The sequence below is a fragment of the Tropicimonas sp. genome (genome assembly GCF_047971885.1).
Classification (GTDB): domain Bacteria; phylum Pseudomonadota; class Alphaproteobacteria; order Rhodobacterales; family Rhodobacteraceae; genus Tropicimonas.
The window spans coordinates 33,535-51,323 of sequence record NZ_JBKEAE010000080.1 but is presented as its reverse complement, the minus strand read 5'-3'; the positions used below and the strand labels follow the sequence as shown (position 1 = coordinate 51,323).

13 protein-coding genes are annotated in these 17,789 nt (G+C 64.7%); 5 read left to right on the top strand and 8 right to left on the bottom strand.

The window, feature by feature from the left end:
- Positions 1 to 263: 263 nt before the first annotated feature.
- Both ACK5IR_RS07915 and ACK5IR_RS07910 read left to right on the top strand, forming a co-directional pair.
- Positions 264 to 1,619 (top strand): oligosaccharide flippase family protein, encoded by a 1,356-nt coding sequence (locus ACK5IR_RS07915; RefSeq protein WP_416927642.1) that lies wholly within the window; start codon positions 264 to 266, stop codon positions 1,617 to 1,619.
- Between the two features lie 44 nt (positions 1,620 to 1,663).
- Positions 1,664 to 2,149 (top strand): serine acetyltransferase, encoded by a 486-nt coding sequence (locus ACK5IR_RS07910; protein ID WP_416927640.1) that lies wholly within the window; start codon positions 1,664 to 1,666, stop codon positions 2,147 to 2,149.
- A gap of 6 nt (positions 2,150 to 2,155) precedes the next feature.
- On the opposite strand, the gene ACK5IR_RS07905 is transcribed toward ACK5IR_RS07910, so the two are convergent.
- From ACK5IR_RS07905 to ACK5IR_RS07890, 4 genes are read right to left on the bottom strand one after another with little or no spacing between them, the layout of a single operon-like run.
- Complete coding sequence (locus ACK5IR_RS07905; protein WP_416927638.1) at positions 2,156 to 3,142, bottom strand: glycosyltransferase; 987 nt, start codon at positions 3,140 to 3,142, stop codon at positions 2,156 to 2,158.
- A gap of 47 nt (positions 3,143 to 3,189) precedes the next feature.
- Positions 3,190 to 4,176 (bottom strand): glycosyltransferase, encoded by a 987-nt coding sequence (locus tag ACK5IR_RS07900; RefSeq protein WP_416927636.1) that lies wholly within the window; start codon positions 4,174 to 4,176, stop codon positions 3,190 to 3,192.
- A 22-nt stretch (positions 4,177 to 4,198) separates the two neighbouring features.
- A complete protein-coding gene (locus ACK5IR_RS07895) occupies positions 4,199 to 5,815 on the bottom strand; it encodes a hypothetical protein (RefSeq protein ID WP_416927634.1) in 1,617 nt (538 codons plus the stop codon).
- Between the two features lie 60 nt (positions 5,816 to 5,875).
- On the bottom strand, positions 5,876 to 6,709 hold the full coding sequence (locus tag ACK5IR_RS07890) for a WecB/TagA/CpsF family glycosyltransferase (protein ID WP_416927632.1): 834 nt from the start codon (positions 6,707 to 6,709) through the stop codon (positions 5,876 to 5,878).
- A 606-nt stretch (positions 6,710 to 7,315) separates the two neighbouring features.
- On the opposite strand from ACK5IR_RS07890, the gene ACK5IR_RS07885 reads away from it, so the two are divergent.
- Positions 7,316 to 10,921 carry a cadherin-like domain-containing protein gene (locus ACK5IR_RS07885; protein WP_416927630.1) on the top strand — a complete coding sequence of 1,202 codons (3,606 nt, stop codon included), beginning with the start codon at positions 7,316 to 7,318 and terminating at the stop codon, positions 10,919 to 10,921.
- Between the two features lie 641 nt (positions 10,922 to 11,562).
- Positions 11,563 to 12,978: a TrkH family potassium uptake protein gene (locus ACK5IR_RS07880; protein WP_416927628.1), complete on the top strand. Its 1,416-nt coding sequence runs from the start codon at positions 11,563 to 11,565 to the stop codon at positions 12,976 to 12,978.
- Between the two features lie 22 nt (positions 12,979 to 13,000).
- Here the strand turns inward: ACK5IR_RS07880 and ACK5IR_RS07875 are convergent, their stop codons facing one another.
- Positions 13,001 to 13,645: a cation transporter gene (locus ACK5IR_RS07875; RefSeq protein ID WP_416927626.1), complete on the bottom strand. Its 645-nt coding sequence runs from the start codon at positions 13,643 to 13,645 to the stop codon at positions 13,001 to 13,003.
- Positions 13,646 to 13,711: 66 nt separating this feature from the next.
- On the opposite strand from ACK5IR_RS07875, the gene ACK5IR_RS07870 reads away from it, so the two are divergent.
- Positions 13,712 to 14,119 carry a MerR family transcriptional regulator gene (locus ACK5IR_RS07870; protein ID WP_416927624.1) on the top strand — a complete coding sequence of 136 codons (408 nt, stop codon included), beginning with the start codon at positions 13,712 to 13,714 and terminating at the stop codon, positions 14,117 to 14,119.
- Between the two features lie 38 nt (positions 14,120 to 14,157).
- Here ACK5IR_RS07870 and ACK5IR_RS07865 read toward each other — a convergent pair whose 3' ends face one another.
- The 3 genes from ACK5IR_RS07865 to ACK5IR_RS07855 all read right to left on the bottom strand — a co-directional run bounded on the left by ACK5IR_RS07865 (position 14,158) and on the right by ACK5IR_RS07855 (position 17,786).
- Positions 14,158 to 14,676 carry a DsbA family protein gene (locus ACK5IR_RS07865; RefSeq protein ID WP_416927622.1) on the bottom strand — a complete coding sequence of 173 codons (519 nt, stop codon included), beginning with the start codon at positions 14,674 to 14,676 and terminating at the stop codon, positions 14,158 to 14,160.
- 170 nt (positions 14,677 to 14,846) lie between these two features.
- A complete protein-coding gene (locus ACK5IR_RS07860; RefSeq protein WP_416927620.1) occupies positions 14,847 to 16,157 on the bottom strand; it encodes a DUF3422 family protein in 1,311 nt (436 codons plus the stop codon).
- A gap of 351 nt (positions 16,158 to 16,508) precedes the next feature.
- Positions 16,509 to 17,786 carry an MGH1-like glycoside hydrolase domain-containing protein gene (locus ACK5IR_RS07855; protein WP_416927618.1) on the bottom strand — a complete coding sequence of 426 codons (1,278 nt, stop codon included), beginning with the start codon at positions 17,784 to 17,786 and terminating at the stop codon, positions 16,509 to 16,511.
- Positions 17,787 to 17,789: the final 3 nt, after the last annotated feature.

The following is a 17,789-nucleotide window of genomic DNA, read 5'->3' as shown; positions in this document are numbered from 1 at the left end:
ACCTTTTCGAGCCGCCATGGCACCGGTCGCCGGGCAGGTTTGCGCCACGAACCGAAGCGGGCGCAGGCTGCCCGATGGTCGGGAACCCCTCACTTGCCGTGTCGGAAAAGGGCCGGTACAGGGTTGCCGGGCGCGCGGCCGCCCGGCGTATTTGAAGCCCGTCATTTCGAAAACAGGGGATATTATCGATTGTCTGGCATGGGGCTTGCGCAACGGCACCAATCCGGGGCTGCCGCCAATCCGGCCCGGTCGGGAGAATGCATGTGACATCCACCAATCCGGGCGCCAATCCGGGCAATGTCGGAACACGGGTCAAACGCGCGACCCTGTGGACGTTTCTGGGATTCGGCGGTTCGCAGGCATTGCGGTTCGCCTCCAACCTGATCCTGACCCGCCTGCTTTTCCCCGAGGCCTTTGGCCTGATGGCGCTTGTCCAGGCTTTCCTGGTGGGGCTGGCGCTGTTCTCGGATACCGGGGTCCGCTCCTCGATCATCCAGAACGCGCGCGGCGACGATCCCGATTTCCTGAATACCGCCTGGACCGTGCAGATAATCCGCGGCGCCATTCTCTGGCTCGGTGCCGTCGCCCTGGCCGGACCCGCCGCGCATTTCTATGGCGAACCGTCCCTTGCCCATATCCTGCCGGTCTCGGGCCTGATCCTGCTCATCCAGGGGTTCACCCCGACGGCGGTACACACCGCCGACCGCCATCTCCATGTCGGTCTGGTGACGATGATCAATCTTTGCGGGCAGATCGTGTCAATTCTGCTCATGATCGTAATAGCCTACCTGGAAAGATCCGTCTGGGCGCTGGTGATGGGAACCCTGATCGGCGGGGTCCTGACGCTCGTGGCCTACCGCCTGTTCCTGCCGAACGCGCGCAACCGTCTGCTGCTGGAACGCTCGGCGCTGCTGGACCTGTTCCACTTCGGAAAGTTCCTGTTTCTCAGCACCGCGGCCGGTTTCGTCATTGCGCAGGGCGACCGGATGGTTCTTGGCCTTTATCTCTCGCTTTCCGAGCTTGGCGTCTACAATATCGGCTTCTTTCTTGCCAACATGGCTGTCGTGCTGTCCACGACGCTGACCTCCAAGGTGGTTTTCCCCCTCTACCGGATGAAGCCCGCGCAGGAGAGCGCAGGCAACCGCGCTGCGATCTTCCGCGTCCGCCGCTGGCTTGCGGCGGGGATGATCCTCGCCACCGCCCTGCTCGGTTTTGCCGGCCCCGTTCTGGTCGATCTTCTCTACGATCCGCGTTACGCCATGGCCGGCGCCGTCACGACGCTCTACGCGCTGTCATTCATGCCGGTGCTGGCGCTCGACACGGCCCCGACGGCCCTGATGGCCTCGGGGGATTCCCGGCGCTTCCTGGTCGTGCTCTCGACCACGGCGGCATTGCAGTTCGTCTTCCTTCTGCTGGGTGTCCGGATCGCCGGCATATTCGGGGTCATTCTCGCCCCCGGTCTTGCGGTGCTTTGCAATTATCCCATACGGATGGCCTATGCGCGGCGGTACGGGGTCTGGGATCCGCTTCACGACTTCGGTTTCCTGCTGGTCGGCCTGACGGCCGGCGGCATGGCGTGCTACATGCACGCCGGAGACCTGCGGGCACTGCTGCCATAGCGGCGAAGGTGACTGCGGTCGGCAACGAAAAAAGAGAAGGCAGGATGGATTTTTCAGCGCAGGTATCGGCAACCGAACCCGACTGGTCACGGGAAAAGCCGCGCCGCTGGTGGGATCCCTCGCGCCGCCTGTTGCGAACGATCCGCGGCTATCAGCGCGCCCGCGGCCCATTCGGCCGGATCCTGCGCATCTACTGGACGGCGCAGCACCGCTTCTGGTCCGTTGCAAGCGGCGCCGACATTCCGCTGGATTCGAAGATCGGCGGCGGCCTGCTGCTTCCCCACCCCAACGGGGTGGTCGTGCATCCGGCGTCGCCCATCGGATGCAACTGCCTGCTGTTCCAGCAGGTGACGATCACCGGCGGTGTCGAGATCGGAGGCCATGTGGACATCGGCGCCGGCGCCAAGATTATCGGACCGGTCCGGATCGGCGATCATGTCCGGGTCGGCGCGAATGCCGTCGTCACCCGGGATGTCGCATCGGGTTCGGTCGTGGCGGGCATACCGGCGCGCGTCATCCCGAAGGACTGAGCCCCGTCACTTGTATTCGATCAGGCCCTGCCGCCTGCCGCGCCACCGCTTCCAGTAGTAATCGGCCGCACCCCGGGCCTCGGGGAACCGGCTCAGGGTGGTGAAAAAGGCCTTTTGCCACCCGTAGCGGCGCGACAGCCGGAATACCTGCAACGGATAGACCAGAAACAGCGCCAGCGCCCACGGGGACACCAGCAAGGCCAGAAGCAGTATGGAAACCGGCAGAAAGGCCCCCCATATCATCAGCCGTCGCATTTCGGCGACGAAATAGGGCTCCGGGCCATTGCCATGCAGGGCCGCCCCTTCGGCATAGGCGTGCCCTCCCCGCCGGGAGCGCGTCCACCATTGCGCAAAGCGGGTGATATCGGCGTCGTGAAACCCCATCTCGTGGTCGATCCGCCAGATTTCCCACCCGTCATGGCGCATCCTCAGGCAAAGCTCCGGCTCCTCGCCGGCAATCAGATCCTCGCGAAAGCCACCCTGGCCCGCCACGACCGCCAGACGCATCATGGCGATGCCGCCGCAGGCGCGAATCCGGCCGGCGGGCAGATTCCATTCCTCGTCGCAAAGCCGGTTGTAGACCGATTTTTCCGGAAAACGCTCCCGCAGACGCCCGGACACCGCCGCAGCCCCGGGGGTTTCCACCAGGAAATCCCGCGCCGCCCCGAGCCAGCCGGGTGCCATTTCGCAATCGCCGTCGATGAACTGGACGAATTCCGGGGGGGCCTTGCCGTTCAGTACCGCCAGCCCGGCATTGCGCGCCCGGGCCGCGGTGAAGGGGCGGGAAAGATCCAGTTCCACAACCCCGGCACCGACGGCCCGCGCCGCCGCCACGCTGCCGTCCGTCGATCCGGAATCGACATAGACGATCCTGTCCGCTCCCGGCCCGAGCGAGGCGAGACAGCGGCGCAGGCGCTCGCCCTCGTTGCGCCCGATGACGACAACGCCAATCCCGCCCGGCGAAGATCCGCAAGAGGTGTCGGGCACGGGCATCTCGAATCTCCTTTCCGGGCGATCCGGCGCGGCGGCGCAACCATCCATCATTTCGGCCTCCGCAAACCCGTCAGAAGCGGCCGCGTCACCAGACGCCAGTGATCCGCGATGAAATTCTGCGGCAGGTTCACCTGCCGCCGTTTCACAACCGACATGGCATGATTGAGGGCCGCCCCAACGGTTACGGCCAGCGCTGCCGCAAGCGCCCCGCCCCGGCCCCGGGTCTTGAGCAGAAGCAGGCGCCGGGAATCGTACCAGTAATCCGGCCGCGGCCGGCGGGCGACATCGCGGCCGCGGACCTGTGTCGCCGCCCCTTCGGCATGAACGACCCTGGCTTCGGCAACATGCCAGCATGTCCAGCCGTTCCGTTTCAGACGCCACATCAGATCGACCTCCTCGTGGTAGAGGAAATAGTCGGGATCGAAGAAACCGGCCTGTGCGATGGCGTCGAAGCGGAACATGACGGCGGCCCCCGAAACCCAGTCGACCGGCCCGGTCGGACATTCCGGCGACAGGGGAACCGACCACCGCCCCAGCAGGCGGTTCAGCGGCCCGAAACCGAGGCTCTGGGAAAAATCGCTCGCAAGGGACGGAAACCGGAAGGCGGCGGTTACCGGCCGACCATCGGGCATGGAGATCCGCGTTCCCGCACTGCCGACCCCGGGGTTGCGGTCCAGAACCCCGGCGAGGATTTCCACGGCCTCGTTGTCGAGCCGGGCGTCGGGATTCAGCAGAAAGACCTTGTCCGGCGGTTCGGGACGTTCGCGAAGCCTGCGCAGGACACAGTTGTTTCCGCGCCCGAATCCGTGATTTACCTGCTCCGGATAAAGCGTGACGCGCGGCCCCCACCCCCGTTCGGCAGCGGTACGTTCCAGCCAGCGCACATCATCGCCGGGCGAGGCGTTGTCGACAATGTGAACGTCCACACGCCGCCCGCCATGATCGCGCGCCAGAACGCTTTCCACGGCCTCTGCCGCCAGCTCCGGTGTCCCGTAGTTGACGATAATGACCGAGATTTCAGATGCGTTGTCCATTGTCCCTTCCACGGCGTCCGACTCAGGAACTCTCCAGCAAATCCTGCGCCGCGCCTTTCCGCCGGCCTGCCCGGGGTATGAACGGGCTGCTTCGCAGGGGCTGCGCCGGCGTCTTCCTTCCGGGCGGATCATTCCCCCGGCCCGGAGTATAGAGCGACGGTCTGGCGGGGGGGGCAGGGCCTTCGGATACGCGGCCGGGGCGGAACGACAAGGTGCTGCGGGCCGGCATCCCGGCATCCTGCAGATCCCCGGGCTGCGTCCCGGTCACCCCCCGCCGCTCCAGCAGGCCGGCCAGCGATCCCGCCAGCAGCCATCCCAGCGACGTCAGCCCCGCATTGGGAACAAGATCGACGAGATTGGCAGCGACAATGAGCGACAATGCGGCAGCGGTCCCGATTTCCCGGGACGACCGCAAGAGAACGAGTTGCAGGATCGGAAAACAGAGCAGTCCGAGAATGGAGAGATAGCGCACCCAGCCGCCGTTTCCGAGATGGATCACCCAGAACCCGTCCGTAACGCTGATATCCTCTCCCCGTTCGTTGAACACCCTGGCCCTCCCGAAATCCCCCCAGCCGAACAGCGGTTTCCGGGCGGCCTTCTCCAGCAGGATGTCCTCGTTGTTCAGGCGGAACAGCAGGGATTCCGCCCGGGCGGGATTGATGTCGTTGGCGACCTCGACGATGCGCCCGACCGGGATCGCTCCGGCACTGCGAAACGCAGGGTAGGTCAGCAGCAGTACCGAGACAGCCATGGCCGTCAGGATCTGCACCCGCGCGCTTCCCAGCAGCATGATCGGCGCCATGATCAGGGCGATGGCCAGGGCTCCGAGGGATTTGGACAGCACAAGCGTCACGAAAAGAAGTCCGGCCGCCGCCATGAAACGCGCTTTCCTTCCCGACCTGTCGAGCCGGGCAGCGGCGATGGAGGCAAGCAGGGCCATGGTGAAGAAGATCGACAGCACCAGCCCGTGCGACTGAAAGACGATCGGCCGCCAGCCGCCTCCCCGGTAATGCTGCAGCCAGCTGTGCGGGAAGAAGCCGTATACCATCCGGTTGAGCTGCGGCGACATCTTGATCTCGTAGAGCGCCGGGAGGGCATAGAGGACAGCCGCGATCGACAGCACCACAAGCAGTTGCTGCTGACTCCGCGAGGTCGAGAAGAACTTGCGCCCGATCAGGTAGGGCAGGACGATCACGATCATTCCCAGAATTGCCGACATGGCGTCGTAGGTCGCAAGCCCCTTGATCACCCTGGGACCATAGACCAGGGGCTCGGAATTCTGCATTACCGTGACCCCGGCCCCGCCGATCAGGCAAACGAGGCAGATTCGTATGGGGATGTTGGCCGGAATCCATCCCGGCAACACCGTATATTCCCGCTCCCCGGCAGCGGCCCGCCTGTATGCGCCGGCCGGTCTTGCGTCATGCTGCCAGAACACCAGAAGGGCGGCCAGGATCGCCGCCAGGTTCTTGTCATATGCCGGCAGCAACGGCAGATCGAGGACGGGCTTGACCGGCAGCAGCAGAAGCCCGCCGACAAGGGCCACCGCAACCCCCACCGGCAGCGGTTGACGCCGCAGGAACAGGAGCGCGGCCACAGGCCAGGCGAAAAGGGCCAGATAGGCGAAGCCGTTAGGCATTGGACCTCACCCGGAATATCCCGGCTGCGCCGCGGCGGGAACGAAGGCGGCGATACATGGCTACTGCTCCCGCGCGGCCGGGGCCGTGCGTCTGGAATGCATGGCCCGCCGGGCAAGCCCCGGCATGACGGCGACGCATCTGGCATAGCGCGGCGCCAGCCGCACCGGATCGGTGCCCATGCGCCAGAGCCATTCCGCCTTGAGACTGCGCACCAGTCCGGGCGCCCGCTTCTGGTGCCCGGCAATGAAATCGAGCCCGGCCCCGATCGACAGGAACCCCGCCTGCGGCAGCCGCTGCCAGGCCCGGATGGCAAAGATCTCCTGCTTGGGCGCCCCGAGCGCCAGGAACCAGACGCGGGCCGCGCTCTGCCCCATCTCTGCGATGCAGGCGTCGGCGGCGGGGCCGGCGGGGTCGAACCCGTGCGGCGGGGCGATCCGGGCGGCCACCTCCAGCCCCGGATGGCGCGCGGCCAGACGGGCGGCGGCCAGATCGAGCGTTTCGGGCGTACTGCCGAACAGCCCCACCGGCGCACCCGTGCGGGCGGCAAGCGCCGCGACCGGCTCGATCAGTTCGCTGCCCGGGACAAGGCCCACATCCTGCCCCGCCATGCGCGAAAACCAGACGATCGGATTGCCGTCGGCCACGACATGGCTGTGGGCGGCATAGGCGGCATGAAACGCCGGAGACCGGCGCAGCTTGACCACATGGTCGAGGTTGAGCGTGGCCACGGCAAAGCCGCGCCCGCCCCCCAGCCGCGTCTCGATATCCGCCAGCAGCGCCTCGCGGGTGGGCGTGTTGATGACAAGCGCCTCCGCCCCCTGCCCCGGAGGGGCGAAGTTCATGCCGGGCGGAACGACCCGGCGGACATCGTTCTCGGAAATCCGGTCTTCCAATACGTTGCTCCCGCTTATGGCCGGGGTGGTACCACATCGCCGGAGTGATAGTGCAGTAGGGATTTCCGGTCCATGAAAGACCGCGCCTCCTGACTCGCCCCCGGAACGGAATCCGGAGCACACGGCCCCGGCATCATAAATCAACCTGTAATTGATTTGTAATTTTTCTATTCATGTCAAACGGTTTCACCATTTGCCCATCGCTCGGCAATTTATCGCCCACGCCTGTATCTTTCGGCCAGTTGAAGCCGGCGACAGGAGAGAACCCGGCCTTTTCGCCAATCTGACATACATTGCAACTATCTGATCTATTGCAATTAACCATGTGTTAACCGTTGCGATGAGAGATTTTCTGCCGCAGAAAACAGACATCGCGTGCCGAGGGGTTTCCATCTTTCCGGATGTGCGCCAGTAGATGAGCCGCCAAGCCCCGTTTAACATGTTCAAACATGCTGATATGATGCCGTTCAGGTTTTTTCAAAGTGAGGTGCCTCTCCGTTATTTTGCAAGTGAGGTGTCACCACGTTTCCTTACCAGTGATTTGCCAGGCACAGGCCCAACTGATCCCACTCAATCACGCGGACTAGAAAAGCGAGCAAATCCAACATGTCATCCAATTCAGCCCTGACCGGGGCAATGGCGTCTGTCGGCGCGTTTGCGCCCGACTCCACCATGAACGGCGGCCCGATTCCGATGGCCGCGGCAACATCACGGGAAATTTCGGACCATGGCACCGGGAAATCCGCGTCCTCACAACCGCTGGTTCTCGACGAGAGCCTTCTGGTTCTTGCCGGTGAAGCGGCAGGGGAAGAATCCGCAGAGGGCAGCGATGCCCTGAACGCACCTTCGCCACAACAGGCGGCGCTCATCCTGTCGGAATCGGCGACGTTCGCGGTGGAAATCGCCGACGGCGTTTCGGCCGACGACACTGTGGTTGCCGCCGAGCCGGGCGTATACGCCGGTTTTTCCGGCAGCCTGCAAACGACCACCGTCACCACGACAGACACGATGGCCGCGATGGACACCCTGTCCACCGATGCTTCCGATGCGGCGATGGAGATGACCGCATCCATGTCCGGCACGGAAATGGGCGACACCGGCGGTATGGGCGACATGGACATGGGGATGGGCATGGGCCATCACATGGCCCTGCTCAATCTGGTCCCCCTTTCGGCGGCAACCCATGTGGCGGTTTCCGACGGCTCCTGGTTCGACCCGGCCACCTGGGCCGACGGCAGGATCCCCGGCGATGACGCGCGGGTGGTGATCTCCGAAGGCGTCACCGTCACCTATGACGGGGTGTCCGACGCCCGGCTGTTCACCGTCCGGGTCGACGGCACGCTGCGCTTCGCCACCGATACCGACAGCCGCATGGTGGTCGACACCATGGTGACCAACTCCGGCAGCCACCTGATCATCGGCACCCAGGACGATCCGGTTCGGGAGGGCGTGCAGATCGATATCGTCATCGCCAACAACGGCGCGATTGACACCAGCTGGGATACCAGCCTGCTCAGCCGCGGCATCGTCGCCCTGGGCGAGGTCGAGATGCACGGGCTGGAAAAGACCACGCACCTCAAGGTCGCGACCGACCCGATGGCCGGGGATACCTCGATCGAGCTTTCCGAGATCCCGCAGAACTGGCAGGTCGGGGATACGCTGGTCCTCGCCGGCACGCATTACGACGGCTACATGTGGGACAACAGCGTCAGGGCCGTCCGCCACCACGAGCCGGAGGACGAGATCCTCACCATCACGCGGATCGACGGCAACACGGTCTATTTCGATACGCCGCTGAAATACGACCACGACGCGCCGCGCGACGATCTGAAGACCTCGGTCGCCAACTACAGCCGCAACATCACCATCGCCACCGAGGACCCCGCTACCGCCGAGGTCTACGAGCGCGGTCACGTGATGTTCATGCACAACGACGACGTGGATGTTCGCTATGTGGAATTCCACGAACTCGGCAGGACCGACAAGTCGCGCGACGCGATGGAGGCCGAGGATTACGACACGATCTCCTACGACACCAACGTCAAGGGGCGTTACTCGGTCCATATCCACCGGGCCGGCGTCGACGATGACGGGGACGATCCGGCGATGCTGGTCGGCAACGCGGTCTTCGGTTCCCCGGGATGGGGATATGTCCACCACGATTCCTACGCCGTCCTGCACGACAACGCCTCGTACAACACCTTCGGTGCGGGGTTCGTCGCCGAAACCGGAAACGAGATCGGCCGCTGGTCGGACAATATCGCCATCTACGCCCAGGGCATAAGCTGGGATTCCGTCAAGGTCGCCAACCATGCCGGCGACCCGGCTTTCGACCTGGGAAAGACGGGTGACGGCTATTGGCTCCAGGGGCGCATGATCGAACTGGAAGGCAACATCGCCGCCAGCGTGAACAACGGATTTGTCTGGTTCCACCGCACCCCGAAGGAAGGTGGCAACATCCCGTTCGACTCCGCCGTCTTCGACTTCCCCGAGGCTCTCGGGCTGAGCGATTCCGTCGATGTCGACGACGCTCCGATCCTGACTTTCATCAACAACGAGACCTTCGCCGCCAACCAGGGGCTGCACATCGTCAAGGCCGAACCGAACCAGGGCCACGACATTCACACCCATCTCAGGGACTTTACCGCGTGGAGTGTGAAGAACGGCGCCCAGATCGAGTACACCTCGCACTACATCCTCGAAAACTTCGACCTTGTCGGGCGCGAGGACGCTCCGTTCACGGGCGCGGCCCGCGGCATCATCCTGGGTGTCAACACCTCGGACATCACGATCATCGATGCCACGATCGACGGGTTCAGGGTCGGGATCGACATGGACCGCGAGTTCATCGGCACCACTCCGGAAAATCCGCATTACGCCGTGATCAACCCGTCGATATCCGGTGCGCAGACGGATTTCCTCGAATCCGATCCGGCGCAGGATCTGATCGTCACGGGCTCCGCCAGGGTGGTTCCCGGCCGCTTCGAGATCCTGCTGGACGAGCCACTCACCTACAAGGAGGGCTGGCCGGATCCCGATGCGCGCAAGGTGGTCATATCCGGCACGAAGATCGATTCCCTGGGTGCGATATCCCTGCCCTCGGGCACCGATTCCTATGAAGCGGACAGGGCCCATGTGATCAGGATCCTGGAGACCGACGGGTTCTATACCGCCTCCGACGGCAACCGCTATTTCGTGCTCGAAAGCTACTACAGCGACCGTCTGACCGGCGAGATCCACAAATTCGGGCATCTGGTGAAAATCGACCCCAACGTTCCGCTGCAATCCCCGTATGGCAGCTACAAGAATGCCGTCCACGCCGGAACCATCGACCTCGACAGTCTGGCACCCGTGGCACGCGGCGAGACCGCCAGCACGGAAACCGACACCGCCGTCGTGATCGATCTGCTCGCCAACGATCACGATCCGGACGGCGATACGATTGTCGTCGATGGAATCGTCCAGCCCCTGCACGGCAAGGTTGTCGACAACGGGGACGGAACGGTCACCTACCGCCCGGATCTGGAATTCAGCGGCACCGACAGTTTCAAGTACTGGGTAACCGACAAGTTCGGCAACTTCACATCCGCGGTGGCGCAGGTCTCCGTAAAGGACAGCGGCGACACCGGGAACGGCGGGGGCAACGGAAACGGCGGAACGGACCCGGGCCAGGGCAGCGGCGACTATCTCGACCCGCTCACGGTCACGCTGCTGCCGGAATACAACCTGTCCGCCGGCTACGACAATGTGCTGGGATGCTACGAGGTCGACGCGGAGGGGCGGATCGTCGATGCACAGATCCTCTTCGAAAGCGTCAGGATCACGACAGGGCTCCAGACGGAAATCCAGAATGTCGAAAAGGGGCATTCCCTGGGCTTCTTCATCGTCCAGGACGCCGCGAACTGGGCCAGATCGCTTGGCGATTCGGACATCGTCAGCTTCGTGAACCGGTTGGGGGAAGCGGCATCCATCGACGATGGCAATACCATAAGGCTCGCCGTGAATGACGAGGCGATCGACAAGATCGTCTTCCACAGCCTCGACTTCAGCCTCAACCCGGACAATCGCGCGCATGCCCGGACCTTCGCCACGTCTGACGACACGCAGACGATAATCGGTTTCGAGGACATGCTGGGCGGAGGCGACCGGGACTACAACGATGTGATGTTCCTGCTGGAAGCCTTCGGCACCGACACCCTGAACTTCATGTGACGGAAATCGGCCCGGGCTTTCCGGCGGCGGTGCGGCGGGTTCCGGCCCGCCGGGTTCGCCCGTGCCGGGCGGGGAATACTCGCTGAAACGGAAAATACCGCCTCGCCCCGGCCCGAACGCATTCCCCGGTGCAGGATGCCCGGCGTGAAACCGAAGCGATAACGCCCGTGCAAGGCAGCCTTTCGGATTCGGCGGTTTTCATTCGCCGCCGGCATCATATGTTTGCGCTAACGACATCATGAACACAGGAGATGACGATGGCACGAAAAATCGCTCCGCTGATCTGGATCCGCGATCTTTTTCAGGCGCTTGTGCACGAGAACGCACGGGCGGTCCCGCGGCTTCATATCGAGCTTGGCCGCAAGAGCGGCTGACAGGCATCCGATCCGGAAACGAAGGGGCGGCCCGATGGGCCGCCCCTTTGTCTGAGCGGAGCGGGCCGGGCCGGGACGCATCGCCCGACCCTTGAGGGTAGCGGATGGCTGGATCATACAGCCGTCACCCGAATTCCCCGCGCCGCTCTCCGCCGGCACGCCCGGGGGCCGGGAAGAATGCCCCGCCCGGTGCGGTATGATATCGAACGGGGACGGAACAGGGCCTGCACGATGGTGACCGCCGGTGAATAACGCAACGGACGCAGAATGAGCTTCGTCATCTTCACCAACGGGCTGCTGTTGCTCGGGATGGGCGCGCTGATGGGCCTGACTGCGGCGCTTTTCCCCGATTCCAGCGGCGTCTTCATCGAATCCGCCATCCTCACCTTCTTCATCGGCGCCTGCCTGACACTCGTATCCTCGTCCGGGCGGCACCGGCTGCGCCGGCTGCATTCCTTCGCCCTCACCGGCAGCGTGTGGATCACCGCCGCCGCAGCCGGTGCGCTGCCCCTGTGGGTCTGGGATCTGTCGTTCACCGATGCCTTCTTCGAATCGATGTCGGGCATCACGACAACCGGCTCGACCGTCATGACCGGGCTCGACAGCACCGAACACGGCATCCTTCTGTGGCGCGCGATCCTCCAGTGGTTCGGCGGCGTCGGGTTCATCGTCGCCGGTATCGCGCTTCTGCCGATCATGCGGATCGGCGGCATGCAGCTTTTCCGGACCGAAAGCTCGGAACGCGGCGACAAGGAATTCGCCAGTGCCGCCAGGTTCGCCTCGGCGACGATCTGGGTCTATGCCGCGCTGACCGCGCTCTGCGCCTTCTGCTACATCTCGGGCGGCATGACCGGGTTCGAGGCCATCGTCCACGCGTTCACCACGCTCTCGACGGGGGGATATTCGACCTCGGATTCGTCCTTCGGACTGTTCGAAAGCGCCTATCTGCAATGGACGGCAACCGGTTTCATGCTCGCCGGGGCCCTGCCCTTCGCCTGGTACCTCCGGGTGCTGAACCGCGGCGTGATACGCAGCGAACAGGTGCAGGGGCTGGTGGTGATGCTGGCCGTCGTCATACTCGGCCTCACCCTCTGGCGCGTCGCGACAAGCGAGACACCGTTTTTCGAGGCGCTGCGCCTCGTCGCCTTCAACGTGGTCTCGGTGGTCACGACCACCGGCTACGCGACCGCCGATTACACGACCTGGGGGCCCTTCGCGGTAACCGCCTTCTTCTTCCTGACTGCCGTCGGCGGCTGCACCGGATCGACGGCCGGCGGCGCAAAGATGATGCGGTGGATCGTTCTGGTCCGCAGCATCCGGTCGCAGATGGGCCGGCTCCATTCCCCCAGCGGCATTTTCCCCACCCGCTACGAGCAGAAGGCGCTGAAACAGGATGTCCTCGACGGTGTGATGACCTTCTTCACCTTCTACCTGGTCACCATCATGGTGCTCGGGGCCGCTCTCAGCCTGTTCGACCTCGGGGTTTCCACCTCGATCAGCGGGGCGATCACCGCCGTCGCCAACGTGGGCCCCGGGGTCGGGCCGGTCATCGGCCCGGCGGGAAATTTCTCGACCCTGCCCGACGGGGCAAAATGGCTGCTGTCCTTCGGGATGTATGTCGGCCGGCTCGAAATGCTGACGGTCTACGTGCTTCTCTTCCCGGCGTTCTGGCGCGCGGCCTGAGGGCAGCCCGGGCCGGCAACCGTCACCGCAGGACCGGCACCGGATCCGGGCGGCGATCCCGGCGAAATTCCCCGAGGGCCTGCCGGACGATGACCACCGCCCCCTGGATCGCCAGCGCGGCCATCACGGTGGCCACGGCGATGTCGGGCCAGCCGGTTCCCGTGCCAAAGACCCCGAGCGTCGCAGCCAGAACCGCGGCATTGGCGATGGAATCGTTGCGCGAGCAGATCCATACGGAACGCATGTTCGCATCGCCGTCGCGCCAGGCGTAAAGAAGGGCAAGACAGGCGAGGTTGGCGACCAGGGCCAGCGAACCCACCACCCCCATCGTGCCCCATCCCGGCACCGTTCCGTGCAGCGCATGCCAGAGCGCGCTGCCCGCCACCCAGAGCCCGAAGAACCCCATGGAAGCGCCCTTGATCAGCGCCGCGCCCGCCCGCCAGCGAAGACCCAGCCCGAGAACGAAGAGGCTGATCCCGTAATTCGCCGCATCGGCAAGGAAATCGAGCGCATCGGCCTGAAGCGCCGCCGACCCGACGGCGAGACCGGCAACGATCTCGATCAGGAACATGGCTGCATTGATCCCGAGCACGACCCACAGGACAGACCGGTAACGGCCGGTGGCGGCCACGCCGGAGGAACAGGTATCGCTGGAACAACAGGGCATTGGCGGGTCTCGCTTTCACCGGTTTTTCGATACCGCTACTGTCTATAGCTGCTATAGAGTCAAGCCATGCAACACGGCGATCTGAAAATCGGAGATCTTGCCCGGAGAACCGGGGCGAAGGTGGTCACCATCCGCTACTACGAGAAGATCGGCCTTCTGCCGCCGCCGGGCCGCAGCGCGGGCAACTACCGGACCTATGACGCCAGCGCCCTGAAGCGCCTGCGGTTCATCCGGCGCTGCCGGGATCTGGGGTTTTCCCTGGACCAGATCCGCGAGCTTCTGGAGCTTTCCCTGGATACCGGGCGCCCCTGCGCCGAGGTGAACGATATCGCGGCAGCGCATCTCGCCGGGGTGGAGGGCAAGATCGCCGATCTGCAGACCCTTGCAGGGGAACTGCGACGGATCTCGGCCACATGCAGTGGCGGCGGCGTGATCTCGGACTGCCGCATCCTCCACGCGATCGCCCCGGACTGAGCGGCGGGATCAAGCCACCATTTCCCCTTCGCCCGGGTTCAGCGCAGCGCCGCCTCGATCGCCCGGGTCAGGCCGGCAAGGCTCCAGTCCTGCACCGGCTGGCCATTGACAAAAAAGCTCGGGGTGCCCTGCACGCCGCTCTTGATGGCGGTCTCGACATCGTGGCGCACCCGCTCCAGCGTCTTGCGCGTGTTCACGTCGTCGTTGAACCTGACGATATCCAGCCCCAGGCGAACGGCGGCCTCCTCGATCATCTGCGGGCCGAGCCGCTCCTGATTTTCATAGAGGATATCGTGCATCTCCCAGAACCTGCCCTGAAGCGCCGCGCTTTCGGCGGCCTCGGCGGCCAGTTCGGCCATGGGGTGCATGTTGGTCAGCGGCATGTTGCGGAAAACGAAACACAGCCGGTCGCCAAACTGGCGCCGGACCTCTTTCACCACCGTATCGGCCTGCCCGCAATAGGGGCACTGATAATCGCCGTACTCAACCAGCGCGACGGGGGCGTCTGCCGGGCCCTGACGATGATCGCCGGCCTGGACGGGAAGTGAAAGTGCCATACCAAACTCCATCTGAACCAGCGCGGCCCGACGGGCGGCCGCGTTCCTGAATCGCAGTTTCGCACGGGGTACCCCGACTTCACGAAGCCATCGGCAGTGGTGCGCTGATATGGCGCGAAAGCAGGCGGATTGATCGACGGCCCGGTCGGCCGGGCGGTGGGGCCGAACGCCTAGTCCCCCTCCCCTCCCTCCATGCGGTGCTTGAGCCGGCGGAGCCCGAACCAGACCGCGGCCACCACCGGGATGGTGAGGAGCGCCACCATATCCGTCTTGTCGAGGCCGAGCCCGTAACCCAGCGGCCCGAACAATCCGGCGGCGAGATTGACCGCGTAGTAGCTGATCGCAACAACCGAAAGCCCCTCGACCGTTTCCTGCAGGCGGAGTTGCAGCGCCGCCCGCCGGTCCATCGCCTTCAGGATCTGCACGTTCTGCTCCTGGTTGGAGACATCGACCCGGGTGCGCAGAAGATTGGCCGCCCGCTCGGCCCGGCCCGAAAGTTCCGCCAGCCGCCCCTTGGCCGAGCGGCATGTCCGCATGGCCGGATCGAACCGGCGCATCATGAACTCGCCCAGCAATTGCTGGTCGGCGACCCGTCTCTCGCGGAGCGCCGCGATCCGGTGCGTGACGATTGCCTCATATGCCTCGAAGGCGCCGAAGCGGAAGGCGGTGGCCGAGGAAAGCGCCTCGATCTCGGCGGTCATGGCCAGAAGCCGGTGCAGCACCTGCGCCGCCTCGTTGCTTTCCTGCGCCATGCCGGCGGCGTTTTCGGCCAGTTCGCGATCCAGCCGCGCGACCGTCCGCGACACCTCCCGGGCGGTCGGCAGGGAAAGCATCGCCATGCTCTTGTAGGTTTCGATCTCCAGAACGCGCTGCACGATCCGGCCAAGCCGGCTGCTGGTGGCTTCCGGATGCGCCAGGATCGCGAAGCGCACATGGCCGTGCTCGTCGATCCGGAAATCGCCCGCAACGACCGCACTGTCGTCGCTCACCACGCTGACAGCCAGGCTCTCGGGCACGAACCAGCCGGGGAAGTGCCGGTTCATGTAGTCTTCCCGCTCGTCCGGCGCGACGGTTTCCACATCGACCATGCAGGCGGTGACGATCCGCCCCGGCGCCCCGGCCAGCCAGTCGCGCGGAAAGAGGCTGAAGAGATCGGGCGAGAACGGCTCGCCGTGCGGCTCGGCGGCAAAAATCGTGTAGGTGACGAATTCGGTATGCATCTCCCATTTCAGGAAACCGCGCCCCAGGCTGCCGGAGTACTGGTCCACCCCGGGCGCCGGACGGGGCGCGCCATACCGGTCCAGAAGCGCGGCGAGATGGGCGGAACACTCCAGTCGGTCGTGTTCCGTCGTCGTGCCGCGCTTCTCGATGGCGACGAACATCGCCCGGCAGGGCGCCTGCAGCACGGGAAAGGGCCGGGCGTGAAGCTCGTTGGCAAGCGCATAGCGCATCGGGTGGTCTGGAAGCTGGGTCTGGGCCATTCTGGACTCCGGTTGGCCGTGGCTGGCGCATTATAGAGCGCTGCTCGGGAAATCACCTGCCAGATGCCCCAAAGCGGCATCGGATCGTCGACTTGTGTCCTGTGGACCGCGCCCTGGTGAAATCATGTGGCATGCCCGGGCTCCCGGCCGGGCCGGAACTGCACGAGGCGCTGACGGCCTGATCGCCCGACAAGCAACCGCCCGGATCGGGAGCAAGCGCGAACGGCGGGGATTGTCAGGTTATTTTCAGCTACACAGGGGGCTGTTCCGGCGGCGGCAAAGATCGTCTTCACAGGAATTACCTTGCAACTCGGACGGAGTGTTTCCCAGGCGCCGCGCCGCGCGAACGCTTCATGCGGCCTCCGTACGGGTGCTGAGGATTTCGATCACCATGGCGGCGGTCCAGGTGAAGCTGCCGCCCCCACAGGGCTCTGCCGTAATCGGGTCGTAATATTCGGCAAAACCGCTTTGCTCGATCAGACGGATACTGTCCTCTTCGATCCGCCGCGCCATGGCCGTTTGACCCGCCGCACCCAGCCCGTCGGCAATCATGTAGTTCACGATCAGCCAGACCGGCCCGCGCCAATAGCGCTTGCCGTCATATTCCGGCGCCTGCGGATCATGGCTGGGCACCAGAAAACGCACCGTTTCGCCAAGCTTGCCGATCCGGGCGGCGATGGCCGCCGCGCGCGGCTGCGGGATGGCGCAAAAGGCCGCCAGCAACCCGCCGACCGAGGGGCTGTCGATCAGCTTTCCGGCCGCCCGGTCGAAACAGGCATACTGGCCCAGAGCGTCATTCCACAGTATCTCCATCGCCGCGATACCGCGTTCGGCATGGGCCCGCGACTGCCGGGCGATGTCGGGTTCGCCAAGCTCGTCCGCCAGAACGGCCAGATCGCTGCAAGACCGGATCAGAATTGCGTTGAACCCCGGATCGACCATCCGGAACGGCGAAGCATCGTGCAGGCGGGCATTGTCCCAGTTCAGGTTGCGGAAATGCTGCACCAGCCAGATATAGCGTTTGTACTGTTCGTCCGTGGGGCGATGCTCGGGATTCGCATGCGCGGTGTCGCGGCGCCGGAAGGGCTGCACGCCCTCGGTCGGGACACGGGTGAAGGCATCGTCCCAATCGACCGAATTGTCGCGGCCCGATTCCCAGGGATGAATGATCGCCACCAGCCCGGTGCCTTGCGGATCGCGGTGGCGATAGAACCATTCGTGCCAGGCATGGATGCGGGGCAGAAGCGCCCGCGCACGTTCTGCCGACATGGCCTTGTCGCGGGCGCGGTCATGGATGCGCCGTACCGCAAAACCGGCAACGGGGGGCTGGGAAATGCCCGAGGTCGGCACCGGCCGCCCGGTATTCCACACTTCGGGGCCGGGGAAATAGCCGTCATCCATCTGATGAAAGATGATATGCGGCACCATGCCGTCAGGCCATTGATGGGCCATCAGGGTTTCGATTTCGGTCCAGGCGCGGGCCTCGTCGAAATGGGCAAAGCCCAGGGCGCTGAGAACGCTGTCCCAGTTCCACTGGAACGGATAAAGACCGTTAGTGGGCACGGTATAGCTGCCGCGGTCGGTGCCGCGCAGCACCTCGCGCGCGGCGTTGATCAGGTCCTGTTTCATGGT

What these genes read in the sequence shown, in the direction of transcription:
- ACK5IR_RS07875 (WP_416927626.1), bottom strand. Translation starts at nt 13,645, where the DNA reads ATGCCCTGTTGTTCCAGCGATACCTGTTCCTCCGGCGTGGCCGCCACC.
- ACK5IR_RS07900 (WP_416927636.1), bottom strand. Translation starts at nt 4,176, where the DNA reads ATGGACAACGCATCTGAAATCTCGGTCATTATCGTCAACTACGGGACA.
- ACK5IR_RS07865 (WP_416927622.1), bottom strand. Translation starts at nt 14,676, where the DNA reads ATGGCACTTTCACTTCCCGTCCAGGCCGGCGATCATCGTCAGGGCCCG.
- ACK5IR_RS07855 (WP_416927618.1), bottom strand. Translation starts at nt 17,786, where the DNA reads ATGAAACAGGACCTGATCAACGCCGCGCGCGAGGTGCTGCGCGGCACC.
- ACK5IR_RS07870 (WP_416927624.1), top strand. Translation starts at nt 13,712, where the DNA reads ATGCAACACGGCGATCTGAAAATCGGAGATCTTGCCCGGAGAACCGGG.
- ACK5IR_RS07910 (WP_416927640.1), top strand. Translation starts at nt 1,664, where the DNA reads ATGGATTTTTCAGCGCAGGTATCGGCAACCGAACCCGACTGGTCACGG.
- ACK5IR_RS07880 (WP_416927628.1), top strand. Translation starts at nt 11,563, where the DNA reads ATGAGCTTCGTCATCTTCACCAACGGGCTGCTGTTGCTCGGGATGGGC.
- ACK5IR_RS07905 (WP_416927638.1), bottom strand. Translation starts at nt 3,142, where the DNA reads ATGCCCGTGCCCGACACCTCTTGCGGATCTTCGCCGGGCGGGATTGGC.
- ACK5IR_RS07860 (WP_416927620.1), bottom strand. Translation starts at nt 16,157, where the DNA reads ATGGCCCAGACCCAGCTTCCAGACCACCCGATGCGCTATGCGCTTGCC.
- ACK5IR_RS07885 (WP_416927630.1), top strand. Translation starts at nt 7,316, where the DNA reads ATGTCATCCAATTCAGCCCTGACCGGGGCAATGGCGTCTGTCGGCGCG.
- ACK5IR_RS07895 (WP_416927634.1), bottom strand. Translation starts at nt 5,815, where the DNA reads ATGCCTAACGGCTTCGCCTATCTGGCCCTTTTCGCCTGGCCTGTGGCC.